This is a genomic window from Flagellimonas lutaonensis, from assembly GCF_000963865.1.
Taxonomy (GTDB): Bacteria; Bacteroidota; Bacteroidia; order Flavobacteriales; family Flavobacteriaceae; genus Flagellimonas_A; species Flagellimonas_A lutaonensis.
Map to the genome: position 1 here is coordinate 920,762 of NZ_CP011071.1, position 19,649 is coordinate 940,410.

At 44.9% G+C, this 19,649-nt stretch carries 19 protein-coding genes; 11 read left to right on the forward strand and 8 right to left on the reverse strand.

Features of this window, described 5'->3' with window-relative positions; all coding sequences use genetic code 11:
- Positions 1–38: 38 nt before the first annotated feature.
- The 4 genes from VC82_RS15640 to VC82_RS04435 all read left to right on the forward strand — a co-directional run bounded on the left by VC82_RS15640 (position 39) and on the right by VC82_RS04435 (position 3,347).
- Positions 39–203, forward strand: a complete 165-nt coding sequence (locus VC82_RS15640) for a DUF5522 domain-containing protein (RefSeq protein ID WP_170218309.1) — start codon at positions 39–41, stop codon at positions 201–203.
- A 68-nt stretch (positions 204–271) separates the two neighbouring features.
- Positions 272–859 carry a DUF4136 domain-containing protein gene (locus VC82_RS04425; RefSeq protein WP_045801298.1) on the forward strand — a complete coding sequence of 196 codons (588 nt, stop codon included), beginning with the start codon at positions 272–274 and terminating at the stop codon, positions 857–859.
- Between the two features lie 210 nt (positions 860–1,069).
- Positions 1,070–1,537: a DUF3291 domain-containing protein gene (locus VC82_RS04430; protein ID WP_045801299.1), complete on the forward strand. Its 468-nt coding sequence runs from the start codon at positions 1,070–1,072 to the stop codon at positions 1,535–1,537.
- A 46-nt stretch (positions 1,538–1,583) separates the two neighbouring features.
- Entirely contained in the window at positions 1,584–3,347 is a 1,764-nt protein-coding gene (locus VC82_RS04435) for an aromatic amino acid hydroxylase (RefSeq protein ID WP_045801300.1), read from the forward strand.
- Here the strand turns inward: VC82_RS04435 and VC82_RS04440 are convergent.
- From VC82_RS04440 to alaS, 3 genes are all read right to left on the reverse strand, one after another.
- Positions 3,337–5,004 (reverse strand): M1 family aminopeptidase, encoded by a 1,668-nt coding sequence (locus VC82_RS04440; RefSeq protein ID WP_157517983.1) that lies wholly within the window; start codon positions 5,002–5,004, stop codon positions 3,337–3,339. The genes VC82_RS04435 and VC82_RS04440 overlap by 11 nt on opposite strands.
- A 62-nt stretch (positions 5,005–5,066) precedes the next feature.
- Positions 5,067–5,681, reverse strand: coding sequence for a DUF4230 domain-containing protein (locus VC82_RS04445; protein ID WP_045801302.1), 615 nt, complete (start codon positions 5,679–5,681; stop codon positions 5,067–5,069).
- A 46-nt stretch (positions 5,682–5,727) separates the two neighbouring features.
- Complete coding sequence (gene alaS / locus VC82_RS04450) at positions 5,728–8,343, reverse strand: alanine--tRNA ligase (protein ID WP_045801303.1); 2,616 nt, start codon at positions 8,341–8,343, stop codon at positions 5,728–5,730.
- Between the two features lie 105 nt (positions 8,344–8,448).
- Here alaS and VC82_RS04455 point away from each other — a divergent pair, with 105 nt between their 5' ends.
- The 5 genes from VC82_RS04455 to VC82_RS04475 all read left to right on the forward strand — a co-directional run bounded on the left by VC82_RS04455 (position 8,449) and on the right by VC82_RS04475 (position 11,705).
- The gene (locus tag VC82_RS04455; protein WP_045803247.1) at positions 8,449–9,426 is read left to right on the forward strand and encodes a M23 family metallopeptidase; all 978 of its coding nucleotides are present in this window, start codon (positions 8,449–8,451) and stop codon (positions 9,424–9,426) included.
- Positions 9,426–9,755, forward strand: coding sequence for a MerR family transcriptional regulator (locus VC82_RS04460; protein ID WP_045801304.1), 330 nt, complete (start codon positions 9,426–9,428; stop codon positions 9,753–9,755). Before VC82_RS04455 ends, VC82_RS04460 begins: the two co-directional genes overlap by 1 nt.
- 69 nt (positions 9,756–9,824) lie before the next feature.
- On the forward strand, positions 9,825–10,421 hold the full coding sequence (locus VC82_RS04465) for a LemA family protein (RefSeq protein ID WP_045801305.1): 597 nt from the start codon (positions 9,825–9,827) through the stop codon (positions 10,419–10,421).
- A gap of 2 nt (positions 10,422–10,423) precedes the next feature.
- On the forward strand, positions 10,424–10,861 hold the full coding sequence (locus VC82_RS04470) for a TPM domain-containing protein (protein WP_045801306.1): 438 nt from the start codon (positions 10,424–10,426) through the stop codon (positions 10,859–10,861).
- Positions 10,862–10,946: 85 nt separating this feature from the next.
- A complete protein-coding gene (locus VC82_RS04475; protein ID WP_045801307.1) occupies positions 10,947–11,705 on the forward strand; it encodes a TPM domain-containing protein in 759 nt (252 codons plus the stop codon).
- Positions 11,706–11,926: 221 nt separating this feature from the next.
- On the opposite strand, the gene VC82_RS04480 is transcribed toward VC82_RS04475, so the two are convergent.
- The 3 genes from VC82_RS04480 to der all read right to left on the reverse strand — a co-directional run bounded on the left by VC82_RS04480 (position 11,927) and on the right by der (position 15,874).
- On the reverse strand, positions 11,927–12,409 hold the full coding sequence (locus VC82_RS04480; protein ID WP_045801308.1) for a hypothetical protein: 483 nt from the start codon (positions 12,407–12,409) through the stop codon (positions 11,927–11,929).
- Positions 12,410–12,490: 81 nt separating this feature from the next.
- Positions 12,491–14,065: a hypothetical protein gene (locus VC82_RS04485; protein ID WP_045801309.1), complete on the reverse strand. Its 1,575-nt coding sequence runs from the start codon at positions 14,063–14,065 to the stop codon at positions 12,491–12,493.
- Between the two features lie 507 nt (positions 14,066–14,572).
- Positions 14,573–15,874, reverse strand: coding sequence for a ribosome biogenesis GTPase Der (gene der, locus VC82_RS04495; RefSeq protein WP_045801311.1), 1,302 nt, complete (start codon positions 15,872–15,874; stop codon positions 14,573–14,575).
- 179 nt (positions 15,875–16,053) lie between these two features.
- On the opposite strand from der, the gene VC82_RS04500 reads away from it, so the two are divergent.
- Positions 16,054–16,566: a hypothetical protein gene (locus VC82_RS04500; protein WP_045801312.1), complete on the forward strand. Its 513-nt coding sequence runs from the start codon at positions 16,054–16,056 to the stop codon at positions 16,564–16,566.
- Here the strand turns inward: VC82_RS04500 and era are convergent.
- Together era and VC82_RS04510 are read right to left on the reverse strand one after the other, a co-directional pair.
- Positions 16,554–17,438: a GTPase Era gene (gene era, locus VC82_RS04505; RefSeq protein ID WP_045801313.1), complete on the reverse strand. Its 885-nt coding sequence runs from the start codon at positions 17,436–17,438 to the stop codon at positions 16,554–16,556. The two genes, VC82_RS04500 and era, sit on opposite strands and share 13 nt — an antisense overlap.
- The gene (locus VC82_RS04510; RefSeq protein ID WP_045801314.1) at positions 17,425–18,792 is read right to left on the reverse strand and encodes an alanine/glycine:cation symporter family protein; all 1,368 of its coding nucleotides are present in this window, start codon (positions 18,790–18,792) and stop codon (positions 17,425–17,427) included. The genes era and VC82_RS04510 overlap by 14 nt, the downstream gene beginning before the upstream one ends.
- 337 nt (positions 18,793–19,129) lie before the next feature.
- On the opposite strand from VC82_RS04510, the gene VC82_RS15215 reads away from it, so the two are divergent.
- The gene (locus VC82_RS15215; RefSeq protein ID WP_052698913.1) at positions 19,130–19,612 is read left to right on the forward strand and encodes a thioredoxin family protein; all 483 of its coding nucleotides are present in this window, start codon (positions 19,130–19,132) and stop codon (positions 19,610–19,612) included.
- The last annotated feature ends 37 nt before the right edge of the window (positions 19,613–19,649 follow it).

Here is a 19,649-nt window from a genome sequence, read left to right on the forward strand (position 1 = left end):
AATTCGGTAATTTTAGGGGAACAAAAACAGATCCGGTATTGGCAAAAAAGATACTACCGCTTGAAGAAGGCGACTATTACCTTTCAGAAGAGGGCTACAAAGTCTTTACCGAACAGTACCTTTTGAAACGTGGTTATTGTTGTGAGAGTGGGTGTCGGCATTGTCCGTACGGATTCGACAAAAAAACGGGTTTACACCGCTAAAACTGGGCTTTTCGGCACAATATTTGATGTATTTTAAGAGAAATGCGGTTTAACTCAAAAAAATTGATATGAAAACATTCAAAGCTTTTGCACTTCCACTGCTTGCCCTGTTTTTTTTAAGCTCATGCGTTTCAGTACGCGTGGTGGCCGATTACGATAGGGAGGTAGATTTCAAAGATTATAAAACCTATGCCTTTTACAAAACGGGTATTGACAAGGCCCAAATCTCCGATCTTGACAAACGGCGCATTCTAAAGGCTATCGAGGCAGAGATGGGTGCAAAGGGCTTTGTTAAATCGCAAAATCCCGACATTTTGGTCAGTATTTTCACCAAAGAAAGGGAACAAGTGGATGTTTACAACAACAACTTCGGCTGGGGCTGGGGCTGGGGTTGGGGTGGCTGGTACAATCCATGGGTCTGGGGTCCTGGCTGGGGCTGGGGCGGTGCCTGGGGGCCTAATGTATCGACCAGAACCCAAGGCTCACTCTACATAGACCTTATAGATGCGGAAACCAAACAGCTTGTTTGGCAAGGGCGTGGCGTAGGCACGCTGAACAACACCTCAAATGTTGAGAAAAAAGAAGAGCGCATTCGTGAGTTTGTCTCACAAATCCTTGAAAAATATCCGCCTATACAAGAACTTGCCGCAAACTAAAAAAAATTCGAACGAAAGGGCCGCATGATCAAAATGAGTGTTTATTGTAGTAGTTGTTAAGGGTGGTCATTTCGTTTCTGAAAGGCCTTTCCGTTCACAAGAGCGGAAAGGCTTTTTTGTTTTTTCGCGGCACTCGAGCGACATATTTTTTGAATAAGCCTTAATGGCATGGAATATCGATTTTTTGTAATTTTATAAGGATTTTTTTTGATGGAATACCACTTGGCCCAAGCGAACATCGCACTTTTTAAAGCTCCGTTGACAGACCCGGTGATGAAAGAGTTTGTTGACTTTTTAGAACCCGTCAACCGCTTTGCCGAAGAAAGCAAGGGCTTTATATGGAGGCTAAAGGATGAGCAGGGCCGTTCGGCATCCTATATCGAGTCGCCCTTCAAAGATGATATGATGGCCGTCAACATCAGTGTACGGGAAGATTTACCGTCGTTCAAAGATTTTGTCTATGGAAGCGTGCACAGCTATTTTCTGCGAAACAAGAAAAAGTGGTTTGACCTAAAGGGTACTTCGTTGTTCGTGTTATGGTGGTTGCCAAAAGGCGAGCTTCCCACTTTGGAAATGGCCAAGGAGAAATTGGATGCCCTCGAAGCGAACGGCGCATCGCCGTCGGCTTTTACCCTGCGGGAGTTCTTTGACCCAACTGGCAAAAAGATCGATGTTTGAACAACCCAAGCAAAAGCAGTGGGCCATGTGATATAAAAGTAGTACGATGAAAGAGCAGGCATACGAAAGCAATCCGATACTTGACAAACTGCCCAAACACCTACGGCAGTACATCAAACCACAAAACTACGATGAATACTCGCCCATAGACCAGGCCGTATGGCGGTACGTGATGCGCAAGAACGTCGATTACCTAAGCAAAGTGGCGCATGAGTCATATGTTGAGGGCTTGAAAAAGACGGGCATATCGATTGACCATATACCCAATATGTATGGCATGAACCGCATTTTAAAGGAAATCGGTTGGGCGGCCGTAGCGGTAGATGGGTTTATTCCCCCGGCAGCCTTTATGGAGTTTCAGGCCTACAATGTGCTCGTTATTGCCTCTGACATCCGGCAATTGGAAAATATTGAATACACCCCAGCCCCAGACATCATCCATGAGGGGGCAGGCCATGCACCCATTATCGCCAACCCCGAATATGCCGAATACCTACGGCGCTTTGGCGAAATCGGCTCAAAGGCCATTTCGAGTGCCAAAGATCATGAACTGTACGAAGCAGTGCGCCATTTGAGCATTATCAAAGAGGCCGATGGCACTCCACATAAAGAAATTGAGGAAGCCGAAAGGCACATTGAAGAACTGCAACAGAACATGGGTGAACCCAGCGAAATGGCCCTTATTCGAAACCTGCATTGGTGGACGGTGGAATACGGACTAATTGGGTCTATCAACAACCCAAAAATTTACGGAGCAGGTTTATTGTCCTCTATCGGCGAGAGCAGTTGGTGCATGACCGATAAAGTGAAGAAAATACCATACTCACTTGAAGCGGCCCATACCGAGTTCGACATTACCAAACCGCAGCCGCAGCTTTTCGTAACGCCCGATTTTGCGTTCTTGAGCCAAGTATTGGAAGATTTTGCCGACACCATGGCCCTACGCCGTGGCGGACTCGATGGCATACAAAAATTAATTGACTCCAAAGAGTTGGGCACCATTGAACTAAGTACCGGCCTACAGATTTCAGGCAACTTTGAAAAGGTAATCGCCCACAATGGCAAACCCGTTTATGTGCAAACCACCGGGCCAACCGCACTGGCCTATCGCGAAAAAGAACTCATCGGCCACGGCATCGAGAAACACACCGACGGATTTGGCACCCCGATCGGCAAACTTAAGGGCATCAATTTGGCCATTGAAGATATGGGGCCGCGTGACCTGAAGGCTTACAATATCTACGAAGGCGAGACTATTACGCTCGAGTTCGAGGGCGATATCAAAATTTCCGGTAAAATCATTACCGGCACCCGAAACCTGCAGGGCAAGATACTGCTCATCACCTTTGAGAATTGCAAAGTGACCCACGGCGGCAAGGTCATTTTCGAATCAAATACCGGCACCTATAGCATGGCCGTTGGCCAAGAGGTGATCTCGGCCTTTCATGGCCCTGCCGATGTGGGCAGTTTTAATCTGGTGACCCACGAACTTTCAGAAACGACCATCAAAAAACCGAAAACGAAAGAGCGCCTACGTTTAGAGACCCTGTACCAACGTATTCGCGAATGGCGCGAAGGGGTAGACACCACCATTTCTCGGCGCAAGGTATTCCAAGAACTAAAAGAAAAGCATCCGAACGACTGGTTGTTGTCCGTTGAGCTTTATGAGTTGGCATGCAAGGATGGCAATAAAGAGCTTGCCAGAAATATTATCCAGCATCTAGAAACGGTGAAGCAACATAACCCCAAAGTGGGCCACTTGATCGATGATGGCATTGCCTTGGTTGACAATGAATTTGTCAAGGCATGAGTAAGCTTTGGTTCTTCGGCGAGTTTAGCAATGTTGGCACAAGGGCTGTTTTTACAGGATAAAATGAAATATCGATTTCATTGCCATTTCTCAGAACCCCCAACTCAATAGGTTTGGCCACATTACCATAATGAATGCTTCTTGAATATAACCGATCGCCTGCAATTAGGCCCGCTTTTTCAGCGTTGCTTCCCTTGATGACCGAAACAACTTCCTTCCTATCATCAGATAGTTCAAAACCCATTTCGAACAATTGGGTCTCCCTTTCAAAATCTAATCCCAATTCATCAAAAAAATCAGCCAAGGGTAACGGCCTACCCTGTACAATGTGGATCTCGAAAAAAGTGTTGAAATCCTTGCCCAAATATTTTCCCATTACCTGTAAAAAGTAATCGTGGGTCAGCTTTTGGCCCTTTTTAGTAGCATCTTTCAAGATTTGTCGCATGACATCATCGAGGCTTTGTCTATTATCGGTCTGCTTTTGGATTTTCTGGTCTAAAATAAAAGCGAAAAGTGCCCCCCGATAATAGGGCAGCTTGCTATACTCCCTATTGCCCCAAAAATTATCATAATTGATTTCTGAATTGGGCGCTTCGAATACCGGGGAAGAAAACAGGTTTCGAATTGTCTTATTCATTGAATCGATAAAGTAAGAAGCCCCCAAACCGTTGATGTTGTTCTTGGCGATGTTCTTGAAGGCATAATACTCAGTAAAGCCCTCACTGAACCAATACTGTTCTTCTTCATTATCATTTTTAATGGTATGTCCGATCCAATTGTGCATAAGCTCATGGTTGAACAGGTACACCAATTGTTCGATATCTGCAAACTCGTTGTTCGATATAGAAGTTGCGAACGAATTGGTGAGCCCCGTACCTTGAAAACTGCTTCCATTTTCCTGTGGAAAGGGCTGCATGGTCACTGTAAAGTATTCTTGGGAATGGTCGTTCCAAAAATCACGTTGGCACTGCAATGTCTGCTTTAAAACATGCATCACGGAATCTTCTTGAAAGGGAATCCACTCGCCCCTAGTGGCCAAACTGATTGCATTGCCCTTGATTTCATCTTTATGTACCCTAAAGTCGCCTCCCACAAAAATGGCATTGCCAAACTCTTCCCATAAGACATTCTCAAGCAATTGTTCCCTTTGTTGGCTACCAAAACTGTTGTGTATGACATCTTTTTCAGAAAAGCCCCTCCAAGAAATGGAAATATCAACAGTGTCTTTTTCCATTTTGGGCACCATAAAGAGGTTGTGCGAAAACACATGAAAATAAGCAGGCTGTATAATGGGGCGGTAAACTTCGCGTGTCGAAATGGGATGGTCGAAATCTTGTTTGAGCACATACTCAAATCGAATCGAATCCAAATCTTTGGGATGTTTTATTAAAAACCAGCCACTATCCCGATTCTGCTCAATCTCACCTATTGCATTCAGCAACTTGGTGCTTTCGACAACGTCATGAAGGTTTTTCTCTCCCCAAACCTGGTCATTGAACTCCAAAATGGTTTTGCCCGAAGAATCAGCGGCAAAGCGCATCTGCACCAACAGCTTTGGTGCACTGTTTTCAAATAATGGTGAAACCATGTAAGCCACATCTGGTTTGGACTCCTTGGCACAATTCAGCAGTGCGGCCGACAAAAGGAAAACAAGCATTTTTTTATGCATGTTCATTGATTTTTGCAATAAGGACGACAAAGAAGGAACAATGTGACAGATCAATCTTTAAAAATGTCCAAATCGTCTTGATCAGTCACTGGAGTTTGGTCATGGACCAACGTCCACCCCATACTGTTGGTCAGCACCAGCAACTTAGAGAGTTCAGAGACCAGACGGTTCTCAGCGTTTGACATCAGGTTGGATGCCTTTATCTTTTTGAGCAATGAAACATTGACAGTTCGTTTAATGGCATTGTAATCATCGGCCTCAAATGGGTTGAGGTAATCCGCAGAAACATCATAATATTCAAAATCGGGATTGATCTTGATCTCAGGTTCGGGAACATTTTTGATGGTCAACGTTTTGCTTTCCGCATCGACCTCAAAATCTATTTTTGAAAGGTCGTAGACCACCGTTACCTCGGCATTTACGACCACCAATGCCTTTTTGTCGGCGGTGACCAATGGTCCAAACAACTCTTTGGAATCAGCGTAGCTGTAGACCTCGGCAAAGTGCCCCTCGGTCACGATCAGTTTGCTGACATTCTCGATCTGCTGTTGAATGAGCATTGAGTTTTCTCTCAGGATTTTCTTCTGCTCATTGTCATCAGCGCATGATTTGTAGATCAAGACCCCGGCGAGGGCGAGAATGGCTCCAACGAGTATTTTTTTCATAGGCGTCATTTTAGCTCTGCCCCTCCTTGGTCATTGAGGGGAGCTATTATTTGATAAAGTCCTCGGCCTTGCCAAGAGCTTCCTGAATTCCTGCTGGATTCTTGCCACCTGCGGTGGCAAAGAAAGGTTGGCCGCCCCCGCCCCCTTGTATGTGTTTGCCCAACTCACGCACAATTGCGCCTGCGTTTAGGTTGCGCTCAGCAGCCAATTCTTTTGAGATATAGCACGTAAGCAGGGCCTTGCCGTTATTCTCGGCCCCCAGCAACACAAACATATTGTCTTTGGCCTGCCCCATTTCAAATACAAGGTCTTTCATGCCAGCGGCATCCAAATCGACTTTTTTGGCCAGAAAGTTGACGCCGTTCACTTCTTGCATTTCGTTGAGCAAGTCGCCCTTTAGATTTTTGGCCTTGTCCCTTAACAGGGTCTCAACCTGTTTCTTAAGCTGGGCGTTCTCTTCTTGAAGGGCCACGACAGATTTTACAGGGTCTTTGGTATTGTTCAAGAGGTTTTTTATCTCGTTCAGGGCTTTATTGTTGGTAAGATAGAACTCTTTTACAGCATCAGAGGTAATCGCTTCTATTCGCCTTACGCCAGCCGCAACAGCGCTTTCTGACACTATTTTGAAGTGCCAGATGTCTGCCGTATTCTTGACATGCGTACCCCCACAGAGCTCTATCGACTGCCCAAAGCGAACTGTACGCACGGTATCACCGTACTTTTCGCCGAACAGGGCAATGGCACCTTCGGCCATGGCCTCTTGCATGGGTATGCTTCTTTTTTCCTCCAAGGGCAGCTGTGCATCGATTCTGGCATTTACAATACGCTCGACCTCTTGCAGTTGCTCTGGGATGAGTTTTGAAAAATGTGAGAAGTCGAACCGCAAATATTTTGAGTGTACCGCCGACCCCTTCTGCTCAACGTGGTCGCCCAATACTTCCCTCAAGGCCTGGTGCAAGAGATGGGTGGCCGTATGATTGGCCGCGGTGCGTTCGCGTTGCTTCTTGTCAACGACGGCCTTAAAGGTTCCTGAGGTTTCTTTTGGGAGGTTCTCGGCAAAATGCACAATTTCGTTGTTTTCTCTTTTGGTATCGACAATGTAGATGACATCTCCATTGGCAGCCTCGAGATAGCCCTTATCACCCACTTGTCCACCCCCTTCTGCATAGAAGGGCGTCACGTTGAACACCAATTGGTACTGCTCGCCTTCCTTTTTGCTTTTTACCTTGCGGTATTTTACGATCTTGACCTCGGCCTCCAGTTTGTCGTAACCCACAAATTCTTGTGTTACATCTTTATGCAGAACCGTCCAATCCCCTTTGGAAATCTCTGAAGCGGAACGAGAACGATTCTTTTGTTCTTGCAAGGCGGCCTCAAATCCTTCCATATCCAGATCATAGCCTCTCTCTTGAAGGATGAGGGCGGTCAGGTCAATCGGAAAACCATAGGTGTCGTACAGTTCAAAGGCCCTATCACCGGCCACTTTCTTTCCTTTGGTAGATTTGATGATGGAATCCAACAGCACCAGCCCCTGTTCCAAGGTGCCCAAAAAAGAGTGTTCCTCTTCTTTGGTCACATTCTCGATCAACTGTTTCTCTTTTCTGAGCTCAGGGAAAGCATCGCCCATCTGTTCTACCAATACCTTTACCAGACGATGGATGAACGGTTTGTTGGTATCCAAAAAGGTGAACCCATAGCGGATGGCACGCCTCAATATCCTACGGATCACATAGCCCGCCCCCGTGTTGCTGGGCAATTGCCCATCGGCAATGGAGAAGGCCACGGCCCTGATATGATCGGCCACCACGCGAATGGCAATATTGGTCGCTTCGTCTTTTCCGTATGGCTTGCCGGTAATGATTTCAATCTCACGGATAAGCGGTTTGAAGATATCGGTATCGTAATTGGAATGCACCCCCTGCAACACCATGCAAAGCCGTTCGAAGCCCATACCGGTATCGATATGTTTCTCAGGAAGGTCTTCGAGCTTGCCATCGGCCTTACGGTTGTACTGGATAAAAACAAGGTTCCATATCTCGACCACTTGTGGATGGTCTTGGTTTACCAGTGTGGCCCCATCTACCTTTCTTCTTTCGGCATCAGGTCGTATGTCAACATGTATCTCTGAGCAGGGGCCGCAGGGACCTTGGTCGCCCATTTCCCAAAAATTGTCTTTTTTACTGCCCATGATGATGCGGTCTTTGGGCACGATAGCCTTCCAAAGGGCAAAGGCTTCCTTGTCCATCCCAAGATTATCGGCATCATCACTCCCCTCAAAAACTGACACGTACAGACGGTCTTTATCGATTCTGTAGACATCGGTCAGCAGCTCCCATGCCCAGTTGATGGCCTCCTTTTTGAAATAATCCCCAAAACTCCAGTTGCCCAGCATCTCGAACATGGTGTGGTGATAGGTGTCTTTACCGACTTCCTCCAAATCATTGTGCTTACCGCTGACACGCAGACACTTCTGGGTATCGGCCACACGGGGATGCTTCGGCTTTGAATTGCCCAAGAAATATTCTTTGAACTGGTTCATGCCCGCATTGGTGAACATGAGGGTGGGATCATCTTTGATGACCATGGGCGCAGAGGGCACAATGGTATGCCCCTTAGACTTGAAAAAGCTTAAAAACTGATCTCTAACCTGTTGGGATGTCATTATGATAGCAGTGCTTTAAAGAATTTTAACAGACTGAACAAAACAATTTTTATATTTGTTTGTTCTGGAAAAAATGAACGTTCAAAAATAGGACAAAATCCCTTCATGTCTAAAGTAAAGTACTATTACGATCCCGATACGCTATCGTATCGAAAGATAGAGCCCAAGAAGTCTAGAAAGTACCGCAACATGTTCTTCTTTCTGCTCAGTTCTTTTCTTTTTGGTTTTTTGGGATTGATCATTTTGCTCAACACAGACTTTTTGAACACCCCAAAAGAGCTTTCTTTAGAGCGCGAGGTGCGCAATTACGAGCTACAATTTGAGATCTTGAACCGAAAGATGGACCAAATGGAGCAGGTCTTGGCCAACATCGAAGAACGCGACAACAATATCTATCGCCTATATTTTGAGGCCAACCCCATACCTGAAGAGCAGCGTCGGGCTGGTTTCGGGGGTATTAACCGATACAAATCACTCGAAGGCTTCAACAATTCGGAAATCATCATCGATGCCACCCGAAGGTTGGACATCATTCAAAAACAAATGGTCATACAGTCAAAATCGTTGGACGAGATTGCCAAATTGGCCGAAGAGAAAGAAAAACTATTGGCCGCCATACCGGCCATACAGCCTGTCAGCAACGAAAACCTGACACGCATGGCATCTGGTTATGGTTGGCGCTCGGATCCCTTTACCAAGGCCCGAAAAATGCATTGGGGCATGGATTTTACCGCACCCCGGGGAACGCCCGTTTACGCCACGGGAGATGGAAAGGTGACCCGTGCCGACAACCGGTCATCGGGCTATGGCAAACATATTAGAATAGACCATGGCTACGGCTACATGACCCTTTACGCCCATTTGAGCAAGTACAACGTCAGCGTCGGGCAAAAAGTAAAACGGGGCGACCTTATCGGTTTTGTGGGCAACACGGGCCGTTCTGAGGCACCACACCTACATTATGAGGTCTGGAAAGATGGTGACCGCATCAACCCCATCAACTTCTACTATGGCAGTTTGACCGCTGAAGAATTTGAGAACATGTTGAAATTTGCCAACCAAGAAAACCAATCGCTTGACTAATGCACGTAGAACTTCCTGAAAAACGATATTATGCGATAGGCGAGGTGGCCAAGGCCTTTGGGGTCAATACTTCGCTGATTCGGTTCTGGGAAAAGGAATTTGATGTGCTACAGCCCAAAAAGAATGCAAAGGGCAATCGAAAGTTCACCCCTGAAGACATTAAAAACCTGCAGCTTATCCATCACTTGGTCAAAGAACGGGGTTTTACTTTAGAGGGTGCCAAAATACACCTCAAGGAAGAAAAGAGAAAGATTACCTCCAATTTCGAGGTCATCCAAAAACTGCAAAAAGTAAAGGCCGAGCTGCAAAAAATAAAAGAGCAACTTTGATCATGTAACAATATTACTTGCCGGCCTACTAATCAAGAGCATATGCTTAAACACTAAAAACATACGAAAATGAAAAAATGGTTGATTCCCATAATACTCATTGTGCTGGCCGTTATTCTGGGAGGCTGGTACGTAAGAACCAACAACATGCTTGTAGACATGAAGGGGCAGGCCACCAAACAATGGGCCAATGTCGAAAGTTCTTACCAACGGCGAAACGACTTGATAGGCAATTTGGTCAAGACCGTACAAGGGGCCGCAGATTTTGAGCGGGGTACTTTAAAGGATGTTATTGAGGCACGTGCAAAGGCCACCTCGACCACCATCGATGCCGAAAACATCACGGCTGAGCAATTGGCACAATTTCAACAGGCACAAACCGGGCTGTCTTCTGCCCTATCTCGGTTGTTGGTAACCGTTGAGCGATATCCCGAGTTAAAGGCAAACCAAAACTTTTTAGAACTGCAATCACAGTTAGAGGGCACCGAAAACAGAATCAACGTAGAACGAAATCGGTTCAACGAGCTTGCTGGTGAGTACAATATCAAGATCAAGCAGATTCCTACCAACCTGGTTGCCAGTATTGCCAATTTTGACCCCGTTCCGCTTTTCAAATCAGATGCCGGTGCGGAAGACGCACCAGAAGTCGAATTCGATTTTGATTAGACATGTCTGCAGTCGAGGATTTTTTGACCGCTGAGGAAGAGCAAGAGATTGTCAAGGCCATTTTAGAGGCCGAAAAGAATACTTCAGGTGAAATCAGGGTGCATATAGAGCCCACAGCCAAAATAGACCATTTCAGCCGCGCCCAGCAAGTATTCCATATGCTAAAGATGGACAACACCAAGGATGCGAACGGCGTGTTGATCTATGTAGCCGTCAAGGATCGAAAGTTCGTGATTTACGGCGATAAGGGCATCGACCGAGTGGTGCCAAAAGGCTTTTGGGATTCGACACGCGACCTAATGGCCTCATATTTCAAAAAAGGGGACTTCAAGAACGGCATCATTCAGGGTGTTTTGAAGGCAGGCGAAGAATTGCAGGCCCATTTTCCGTGGGACCATAACGACACGAACGAATTGAGCGATGAAGTTTCAAAAGGATAGGCCCCTCTTAACAGCCCCATGGGGAAGGAACGCAACTGTTTTTTCGAAAACGGCCATAGCCTTATGTACCGCTCTCACATTTCTCATGTCCCATTTTAGCTGGGCACAGTTTGCTATTCCGCCCAAACCCGAAAAGGAAACCAGCGTCTACGACTATGTGAACCTTTTGTCTGAAGCTGAAAAAACCTCGCTGGAACAAAAACTCATTCGCTATGCCGATAGTACCTCGACCCAGATCGTGGTGGCCATCATCAGTTCGACCGAAGGAGATAACATCAACTACTTGGGTGCCCAATGGGGGCAAAAATGGGGCATCGGACAGGCCGACAAAGACAATGGCATTCTTATTCTCTTGGCCAAAGACGACCGCCGCATCGCCATCAACACAGGGTATGGTGTCGAAGGCTTGTTGACCGATGCCCTGAGCAAACGCATTATCGAAACTAGAATCATTCCGAAATTCAAGCAAGGGGATTATTACGGTGGACTGGATGCCGGGGCCGATGCCATTTTTCAGGTATTGACCGGTGGGTTCAAAGAAGAACGCGAATTTGGCAACAATAGAGGCTTCCCGTTTCGAGCGCTCTTACCGTTTATAATCTTCATGATCATCTTCATCATTTTGGCCAGCCGTAGAAACCGGGGAGGTGGCAACAACCGGGGAGGCCGCGGGGGCCGTGGACTCGATATTTGGGACATCATCATTCTCAGCAACATGGGCCGTGGCGGTTACCGGGGCTCCTCTGGCGGTGGCTTTGGCAGTGGCAGCTTTGGCGGGGGCGGATTCTCCGGTGGCTTCGGCGGCGGCGGTTTCGGTGGTGGCGGTGCTTCTGGGGGGTGGTGATATTTGCCATGCCCACAGATGTTTGACATTGGGCTCTAGACAGCTGCGCTGTTAGACGTAAGACATTAACTTGCTAAGCTTCTAGCTTCTAGCAAACCTATTTCTTCCTCATAAAAATGGTAATGGGCACGCCTGTAAAATCAAAATGTGGGTGAAGACCATTTTATAAAAACTACTTGTGAAAGTCGAATATGTGCTGCAGATTGAACTAGTTGAAAAAATCAATCTGAACCTATTTCGGTTTGTGAACTTGTACGTGTCCTAAATTCCTTAGAGATAGAAATCAGTGAACCATCAGCACTCATGCCCTCAACATATAGCAGCAGTTCTTCTTGATTTTTAATGGGTACGGTTACTGAAGTTGGAATATCAGCACCCACCGAAATATTGGCCTTCCAATCCAAAGCTCCATACTTTTTAAATACCGAGCTTGTATAATCAGCATAATTAGGCGTAAAGTATTCTTGGGGTTGTGCATAACCTTTTTCAATCAAGAACTTCGCAAACTTATTCCTATTCTCTGGTAATTCATAGTGGTTAGATCGCAGAATTATATTGACATAGACTTTTTTATCTACGTCATAATAAATAGCTTGAACACTTGAGAGGGGCATATTGAGAAGACCTATATTCACAGAAACAGGCACATTGGATTTAGGAGAAAGCAACATCTCAAAAGGAAAACCATCTGCATCCAACCCCATAGACCTTTTATATCCCAAGGTCATCAGATAACTTAGAACACTATTGTATCTTTTGATTTCTTCATCACCGATTATCCTGCCTTAAGATATTGGCAAAAGACTACTTTTAGGTATAAACATATCTGTTTTATTTGTATTAACTGACTTATCCACTACTGTTACCTCCTCCAGAACAATAATTCGTTCCCCAATATTCAAAGATTGGTCGATTATCTCTTCTGTACCCACATCTTCTTGTCTGTTTAAAACTTTCCATGTCAACCAATTTTTGGTATCATCGATAGCCTTTACATTTTCGGACAACTGAACCTCAACCTCTGGTTTTCTTAGTTTTCCTTTCTTACCTATTAAAGTTATTCCCAACGAATCGCCTTCAAAAAGAACCATATTTCCTGCAAAGGATTTATCGTTACCAAGTTCTTCAAATTGCATGGCCGCTGAAAAATCAGTCGTAAAATACACTTGGTTTTCCTCATTCAAATCCGCATCGATTACTTTGCCTTGGAATGAGATTCCGTTTTCCATTTCAAAATCCATTTTTGCTTTTTGCAACTTTTTTGAATCCCAATCGTATCTTCCCCAACCTTCTATGAGCAAACGATTGTCCAGCTCAAAACGCTTTTTTCTGTCTTGGTTTTCAAAAAAATAACGATCCTCAAAATAGGTTTTGATATAGGGTTGGAGAAGAAATGAGGTGATGATGGAATTGTCGGGGGTGTAGGATAAACTTTGACCGGGGAGAGCGGATATACTTACATTGATTTCATTTTGGATAGCCTTTGGCAATATTAAATCGATTTGAATTGAATCACCAAAAGCTGTCAAACAATGATCAATTTTTAAATCCGTCAACCTTGTTTCATTATGTCTATGGTTAAAGAACATTCTATAGGCTATGGGTTTCTGTTCTTGGTCAAAGAGTACTGCAGTGAGGATGCCAAAAGGCAATTGCTCACGCCGCAATGAAATGACCGGTTCATCAGGATTGATTTCAGCATTTTCAAAATGAATGAATTCATCCCTGTATATGGCTATGGAATAACTTTTGTCGTCTTTAGCATTGAAAGTCGCCTTTGATGCCACCAACTTCACTAGTATTTGGTCTTGACCATTATTATCTATACTCAAACCAATTTGATTCTTGACAGCTTCTGGAAGTGCAATCGTAACCATTGAACCGTCTGGCCTCTGCAATTTCAAAAAATAGCGTTTACCATTTTCGATCATCAATCCTGTTTTGCCCATACCCAAGGCATTGGTGGTGATATTGCTCCGTATAAGCTTGCCTGTCTCATCAACCAATGTGATATTATCGACCGATACCTCCTGACCTACATCATCTTTAACTAATATTCCAATATGATTATAAGCCCCTGAAATCAAATGTCCCCCCTCTGGATAGGATGTTATACTTATGCCGCCATTTGAATCATCTTCATGTGTAATATCATCTTTTAGAACGGTTATATTTTGCCGAAAGGGCTCTAAGTTTTTAAAGTTTCGCATGTAGTTAGTCCACGCCAGCAGCGTATACTCCGTATCGGCCAAAGTGGAATCAATGGCAAAATCGCCTCTGGCCATACCATTCTCAACATAGAACAAGTTGTGCTTGATAACTTTACCTTCTTTATTGTAGATAGCTACGTGATGTGGCACAATACCTTCGGTCGCTCAGGCCGTTTGCCTACGGCAAAACTCCCTCCTGAGCTATTGTGCCACATCGGCCAGGCAGTACGACTGCATATTCGCTATATTTAACATTGAAACCATAATCGGGCCATTCGCTCCTCACTGAAGGCACTGTGCACATCAAGGGGCTATAGCGAATATGCGTCTAATGGCGACCCCTAGCTAATGCAAGCTACGCTTGCAACGCTACTCGCCATAGCCGCCTGGCCGGAGATTCGTAGTCGAAAAAGACGGTATCTTTGCTTTTTGATTCTGTACGTATGCTGCAAACCATAACCGTTCACCCTTTGTAAAAGTGGTTTTGTTAATATGCAGGTGGATGTTCTCCCAAACTTCAGAAATGGAATCTTGCCGTACATTTTTTTGCCCTAAAACAGCATATAAACATGACGTTACAAGAAAAAACGAGAGAAGGAGTCTTTTCATATAGGTGGTCATTTATTGTCAAAAAATGCCACAAATATTGTTCCACACCTACTTTTTCCTCATAAAAATGGTAATCGGCACGCCTGTAAAATCAAAATGTTCGCGGAGCTGGTTTTCTAAAAATCTTTTGTAGGGGTCCCGAACATATTGGGGCAGGTTGCAGAAAAAAGCAAATTGCGGGTAAGGGGTTGGCAATTGTGTGCAGAACTTGATCTTTACATATTTGCCCTTATACGCAGGTGGAGGGGTTTTTTCGATAATGGTCAGCATCACATCATTCAATTTTCGGGTGGGCACGCGCTTTGAGCGATTTTTGTACACCTCGACCGCCGTCTCGATTGCCTTGAAGATTCGCTGCTTGTTCAACACAGAGATGAAGACAATGGGCACATCGGTAAAGGGCTCGATCTGCTTTTTAATGGCCTTGGTATAATCGCGCACCGAATTGGTCTCTTTCTCTACCAAATCCCACTTATTGACCAATATAACAATGCCCTTGTTGTTTCGTTGTGCCAACCAAAAGATGTTCTGCACTTGGCCGTCGAATCCACGGGTGGCATCGAAGACCAAAAGGCACACATCGCAATGCTCGATTGAGCGAACCGAGCGCATCACGGAGTAGAACTCCAAGTCTTCCTTTACCTTTGCTTTTCTTCGGATACCTGCCGTGTCGACCAAATTGAACTCAAATCCGAAACGGTTGTATTTGGTATCGATACTATCGCGTGTAGTGCCGGCGATATCGGTAACAATATATCGCTCTTCACCTATCAAGGCATTGATAAAAGACGATTTACCTGCATTGGGCCGCCCCACCACGGCAAAACGTGGCAGCTCGCTTTCTTCTTCAGCACTTTCAGGGAGCACTTCCACCAGGGCATCCAACAATTCGCCAGTGCCGCTGCCATTGATACTTGAAACGGTATAATACTCCCCAAGACCCAAAGAATAGAATTCCACTGCATCGGCCACCCGCTGGGTGTTGTCAACTTTATTGACTGTCAAAAAAACCGGCTTATCGACCTTTCTGAGCAGTTTGGCAACGTCTTCGTCCATACCGGTGACCCCCGATTCGACATCGACCATGAAAATGATCGCATCGGCCTCGTCGATGGCAAGCTCTACCTGTTTATCGATTTCCTTCTCAAAAATATCGTCGCTACCCACTACATAGCCACCGGTGTCAATGACCGAAAACTCTTTTCCGTTCCAGTCACTTTTTCCATAATGGCGATCGCGTGTAACCCCACTGACCTCATCGACAATGGCTTCACGGCGTTTTATCAACCGATTGAAAAAAGTTGATTTGCCCACATTGGGCCTTCCCACAATGGCAACTATGGCTCCCATACGCTACAAATTGGGCACAAAGGTACTATTATCAGCACATAGTTCGAAACGAAATGAAACATGGCGGTATCTTTTACGCCAATAGTACCCCGACCTCCACAAACTATGGCGAATCTTTCTCTTGGTTTTTAAAATGTTTTATAGGGAATTCTTAAATTGAAACGGCGAAATCGCGCAGCATGAAGGCATTGCCCAACGATATTGTATTACGGCCAAGGTTCAACGTTCAAACCAGGCAACCCAAATCAACCGTACAGCGCATATTTGACACCGCCCAAAAAAGTCCGTTTTTAATGAAGCGGTTAGATGACCATATTTTTATTCGGTTCAGCAAAGAGCACACCACGTTCTGGTCGCCACAGCTGCATCTCGAGCTGACTGACTTCGAAGAGGGCAAGACCAAGATTCACGGGGTATACGGACCCAATCCTGTGCTGTGGACCTTCTTTATGTTCTTGCACTTTGGGGTGGCCACTTGTTTTGTCATTTTGGGCATTTGGGCCTACTCGAAACATTCTTTGGGGCACGATATTACCTTGTTGATCGTGGGTATGGTGCTCTTGGTGGTAGTGTGGATTGCCCTATATCTTTTCGGCAGATTGGGCAAGGCAAAGGGCAAAGGGCAAATGGAACAATTGCACCAATTCTTCAATGAGTGCCTACGTTCGGTCAATAAAGGTCAAGAATTATAACCGAACCTTCGAAGCTGGTTGGGGTCGCTCCGCCAATTTTTGTTGACCTTCACAAACAGCTCAATATGTACCTGTTTGCCAAAAAACTTTTCCAAATCTTTTCGGGCCTGAATGCCAACACGTTTAATGGCCTCCCCCTTATGACCGATGATAATGCCTTTTTGGGTGCTGCGTTCGACCACGATTACCGATCGTATTCTTATGATGTCATCGTCTTCAAGAAATTCTTCGGTCAGCACCTCAACCGCATATGGAATTTCCTTTTTATAGTTCAAAAGGATTTTCTCACGAATGGTTTCGTTAACAAAAAAACGTTCGGGTTTATCGGTCAACTGGTCTTTGGGGTAATAGGCCGGCCCTTCGGGAAGCAATTCCAGTATTCTATGAAAAACCTCTTTAACATTGAAGTTCTGCAGGGCTGAGATAGGATGGATCTCTGCTTTAGGAAGCAATTCTTGCCAATATTGCACCTGCTCTTCCAATAGTTTCTGGTCGGCCATGTCGATTTTGTTCAATAGAAGCAGTACGGGAATCTCGCTGTTCTTGATTTTATTAAAATAGGCCTCATCTTTCAGCCCCTTTTCCCCAATTTCAACCATGTAGAGCAATATATCGGCATCTTCAAGGGCAGATTTCACGAAACCCATCATCGATTCTTGAAGTTCGTAGGCCGGTTTGATGATTCCCGGGGTGTCAGAGAAAATGACCTGAAAATCATCGCCGTTGACAATACCAAAAATTCGGTGACGGGTGGTCTGCGCCTTTGAGGTGATAATGGAAAGTTTCTCCCCTACAAAAGCGTTCATCAAGGTAGATTTACCCACATTGGGGTTGCCGATTATGTTGACAAAGCCCGATTTATGTTCTTTCATGTCTTCGTTTTACAAAATACTCCTTGGCTGCTTTGTTGACCTTAGGGGCCAGCCAAAGCACGGCTATCATGTTCGGGATCACCATCAGGGCGTAGGCCAAATCAATCAGGTTGATGACCAGATCGACCGAGGCCACCGCAGCAAAAACAATGGTGCCCACAAAGTACCAGTTAAAAAACCTGCCTATTTTGGCATTGGTCAAAAACGACAGGCATTTGACGCCATAATACGAATATGTGAACAGGGTAGACAATGCAAAAGCAGCCACAATTACCATCAAAAGTACATGACCCATACCGAACAGTGATTTCTCAAAGGCAATCAGCGTCATGATGATGCCGTTGCTCTCGGCCTCTAAATAAGCCCCGCTCAAGATAATGACCACGGCGGTCAAGGTACAAACAACAATAGTATCTATGAACGGCCCCAACATAGCGACCAAACCTTCTCGAATGGGTTCGTCGTTCTTTGATTGCCCATGGTACATCGGGGCACTCCCCAGTCCAGCCTCATTTGAGAACATGGCGCGACGCACCCCCAATATAACAAGGCCCCAGAAACCACCGGTCACCGCGGTCTTAAAGTTGAAGGCCTCTACAAATATCAGTTTCAGTGATGGAATTATTTCGGAAGCGTTCATGACCATCACCACGGCAACGGCCAAGAAATAAATCAAAACCATAAAGGGTACTATGGCGGTGGCTACCTTGGCAATTTTTTTCAGTCCGCCAAAAATCACAAAAGAGGTTATGAGTGCCAAGACGATACCGATTATCAGCTTCCAGTTGAATTTACCTAACTGAACCAAGTTCTCATCGGGTTTGACCACGTTCACAAAGGTCTGCGTAAACTGGTTGGCCGTAAAGACGCCTAAGAACCCGAACAGGCCCGCCAAGCAAAAGAAAACCGCCAAGGGCTTTGCCTTTTCTCCAATTCCGTGGGTAATATAGAACATCGGCCCTCCTTGAATTTTTCCTTCCGAATCTTCACCCCTGTACATAATGGCCAAGCTACAGGAGTAGAATTTTATGACCATCCCTAAAAGGGCAGTTATCCAAATCCAAAAAATAACCCCTGGCCCACCCATATAAATGGCAATGGCCACCCCAGAGATATTGCCAAGGCCCACGGTTGCCGCCACGGCCGAAGACAACGCCTGTAACGAGCTTACATCTCCCTTGGCGTTCTTGTCGTCGTATTTGCCCGTGGTAATCGCAATGGCATGGCCAAAGTACCTGTAGGGCATGAATTTAGAGTAAAAGGCTAGAAATATTCCGCCCCCGATCAAAAGAATGAGCATGGCCCATTCGGTGTAGGGCAGCATGGCAGAGAGAAAGTCATTGATTGCATCCATGCTTCGAATGTAGGCATTTCAAATAAAAAGCCCCATCATAATTTGATGAGGCTTCCTTTGTAGCGGGGACTGGACTCGAACCAGCCTCCTTTGGGTTAAACAATTATTCCCCCGAAAATACTCTAGTTTTAAACTGTTAGGTTTAATAGGAAGAAATCAAAACTAATCTACCTTTCTAAGATTTATTGATAAGCATATCTCTGAAAGTTATACACTTAGTGTTTTGTTGCCCTTTCTAAGGCAATATTAGCAAGTAAATCCAAAAATAAACAAATTTTTCATCTTACAAATATTTAATATATTTACTGTCTAAAAAGTAGTAATAATCTTACATAAAATGAGATTAATACTAATATTTTTATGTGTTATTTCTTATGATATTGTTATTGCACAATCCAATGCTAATGAGAAATTAGGTTTATTATCAATTTCAATGTTTCATGATTCCAAAGAATATCCGTGGTATCAAATACAATACGACAATTATTCATTGGATACTGATGTGTTAGATTCCATTTTAAATGAGTTCCCGGATATAAGTTTCAAGTTATTTGTCGGGCTTTGGTGCTCAGATAGCAAATCTTTTTTACCCAAATTTGGTGCGATAGTTGACTACATTGAAGATGTGAGCAATGTCGATTTAGAAATATATGGGATTAATCGCGGAAAAAATTTGCCTGAAGATATTGTTAATCTCTATGACATAAAGTTTGTTCCAACATTAATTGTTCTGAAAAATGGTTCCGAAATCAATAGAATTGAAGAGTTTGTTGTTGAATCTGCAAAAAACGGGCATAGTATACCACCTTGGGCGGACTAAAATGAGCATAGCGCGGCGGGGCAAAGTGAGCCACCTC

What these genes read in the sequence shown, in the direction of transcription:
- VC82_RS04425 (WP_045801298.1), top strand. Translation starts at nt 272, where the DNA reads ATGAAAACATTCAAAGCTTTTGCACTTCCACTGCTTGCCCTGTTTTTT.
- VC82_RS04430 (WP_045801299.1), top strand. Translation starts at nt 1,070, where the DNA reads ATGGAATACCACTTGGCCCAAGCGAACATCGCACTTTTTAAAGCTCCG.
- VC82_RS04435 (WP_045801300.1), top strand. Translation starts at nt 1,584, where the DNA reads ATGAAAGAGCAGGCATACGAAAGCAATCCGATACTTGACAAACTGCCC.
- VC82_RS04440 (WP_157517983.1), bottom strand. Translation starts at nt 5,004, where the DNA reads ATGCTTGTTTTCCTTTTGTCGGCCGCACTGCTGAATTGTGCCAAGGAG.
- VC82_RS04445 (WP_045801302.1), bottom strand. Translation starts at nt 5,681, where the DNA reads ATGAAAAAAATACTCGTTGGAGCCATTCTCGCCCTCGCCGGGGTCTTG.
- alaS (WP_045801303.1), bottom strand. Translation starts at nt 8,343, where the DNA reads ATGACATCCCAACAGGTTAGAGATCAGTTTTTAAGCTTTTTCAAGTCT.
- VC82_RS04455 (WP_045803247.1), top strand. Translation starts at nt 8,449, where the DNA reads ATGTCTAAAGTAAAGTACTATTACGATCCCGATACGCTATCGTATCGA.
- VC82_RS04460 (WP_045801304.1), top strand. Translation starts at nt 9,426, where the DNA reads ATGCACGTAGAACTTCCTGAAAAACGATATTATGCGATAGGCGAGGTG.
- VC82_RS04465 (WP_045801305.1), top strand. Translation starts at nt 9,825, where the DNA reads ATGAAAAAATGGTTGATTCCCATAATACTCATTGTGCTGGCCGTTATT.
- VC82_RS04470 (WP_045801306.1), top strand. Translation starts at nt 10,424, where the DNA reads ATGTCTGCAGTCGAGGATTTTTTGACCGCTGAGGAAGAGCAAGAGATT.
- VC82_RS04475 (WP_045801307.1), top strand. Translation starts at nt 10,947, where the DNA reads ATGTCCCATTTTAGCTGGGCACAGTTTGCTATTCCGCCCAAACCCGAA.
- VC82_RS04480 (WP_045801308.1), bottom strand. Translation starts at nt 12,409, where the DNA reads ATGGGGTTGGATGCAGATGGTTTTCCTTTTGAGATGTTGCTTTCTCCT.
- der (WP_045801311.1), bottom strand. Translation starts at nt 15,874, where the DNA reads ATGGGAGCCATAGTTGCCATTGTGGGAAGGCCCAATGTGGGCAAATCA.
- VC82_RS04500 (WP_045801312.1), top strand. Translation starts at nt 16,054, where the DNA reads ATGAAGGCATTGCCCAACGATATTGTATTACGGCCAAGGTTCAACGTT.
- era (WP_045801313.1), bottom strand. Translation starts at nt 17,438, where the DNA reads ATGAAAGAACATAAATCGGGCTTTGTCAACATAATCGGCAACCCCAAT.
- VC82_RS04510 (WP_045801314.1), bottom strand. Translation starts at nt 18,792, where the DNA reads ATGGATGCAATCAATGACTTTCTCTCTGCCATGCTGCCCTACACCGAA.
- VC82_RS15215 (WP_052698913.1), top strand. Translation starts at nt 19,130, where the DNA reads ATGAGATTAATACTAATATTTTTATGTGTTATTTCTTATGATATTGTT.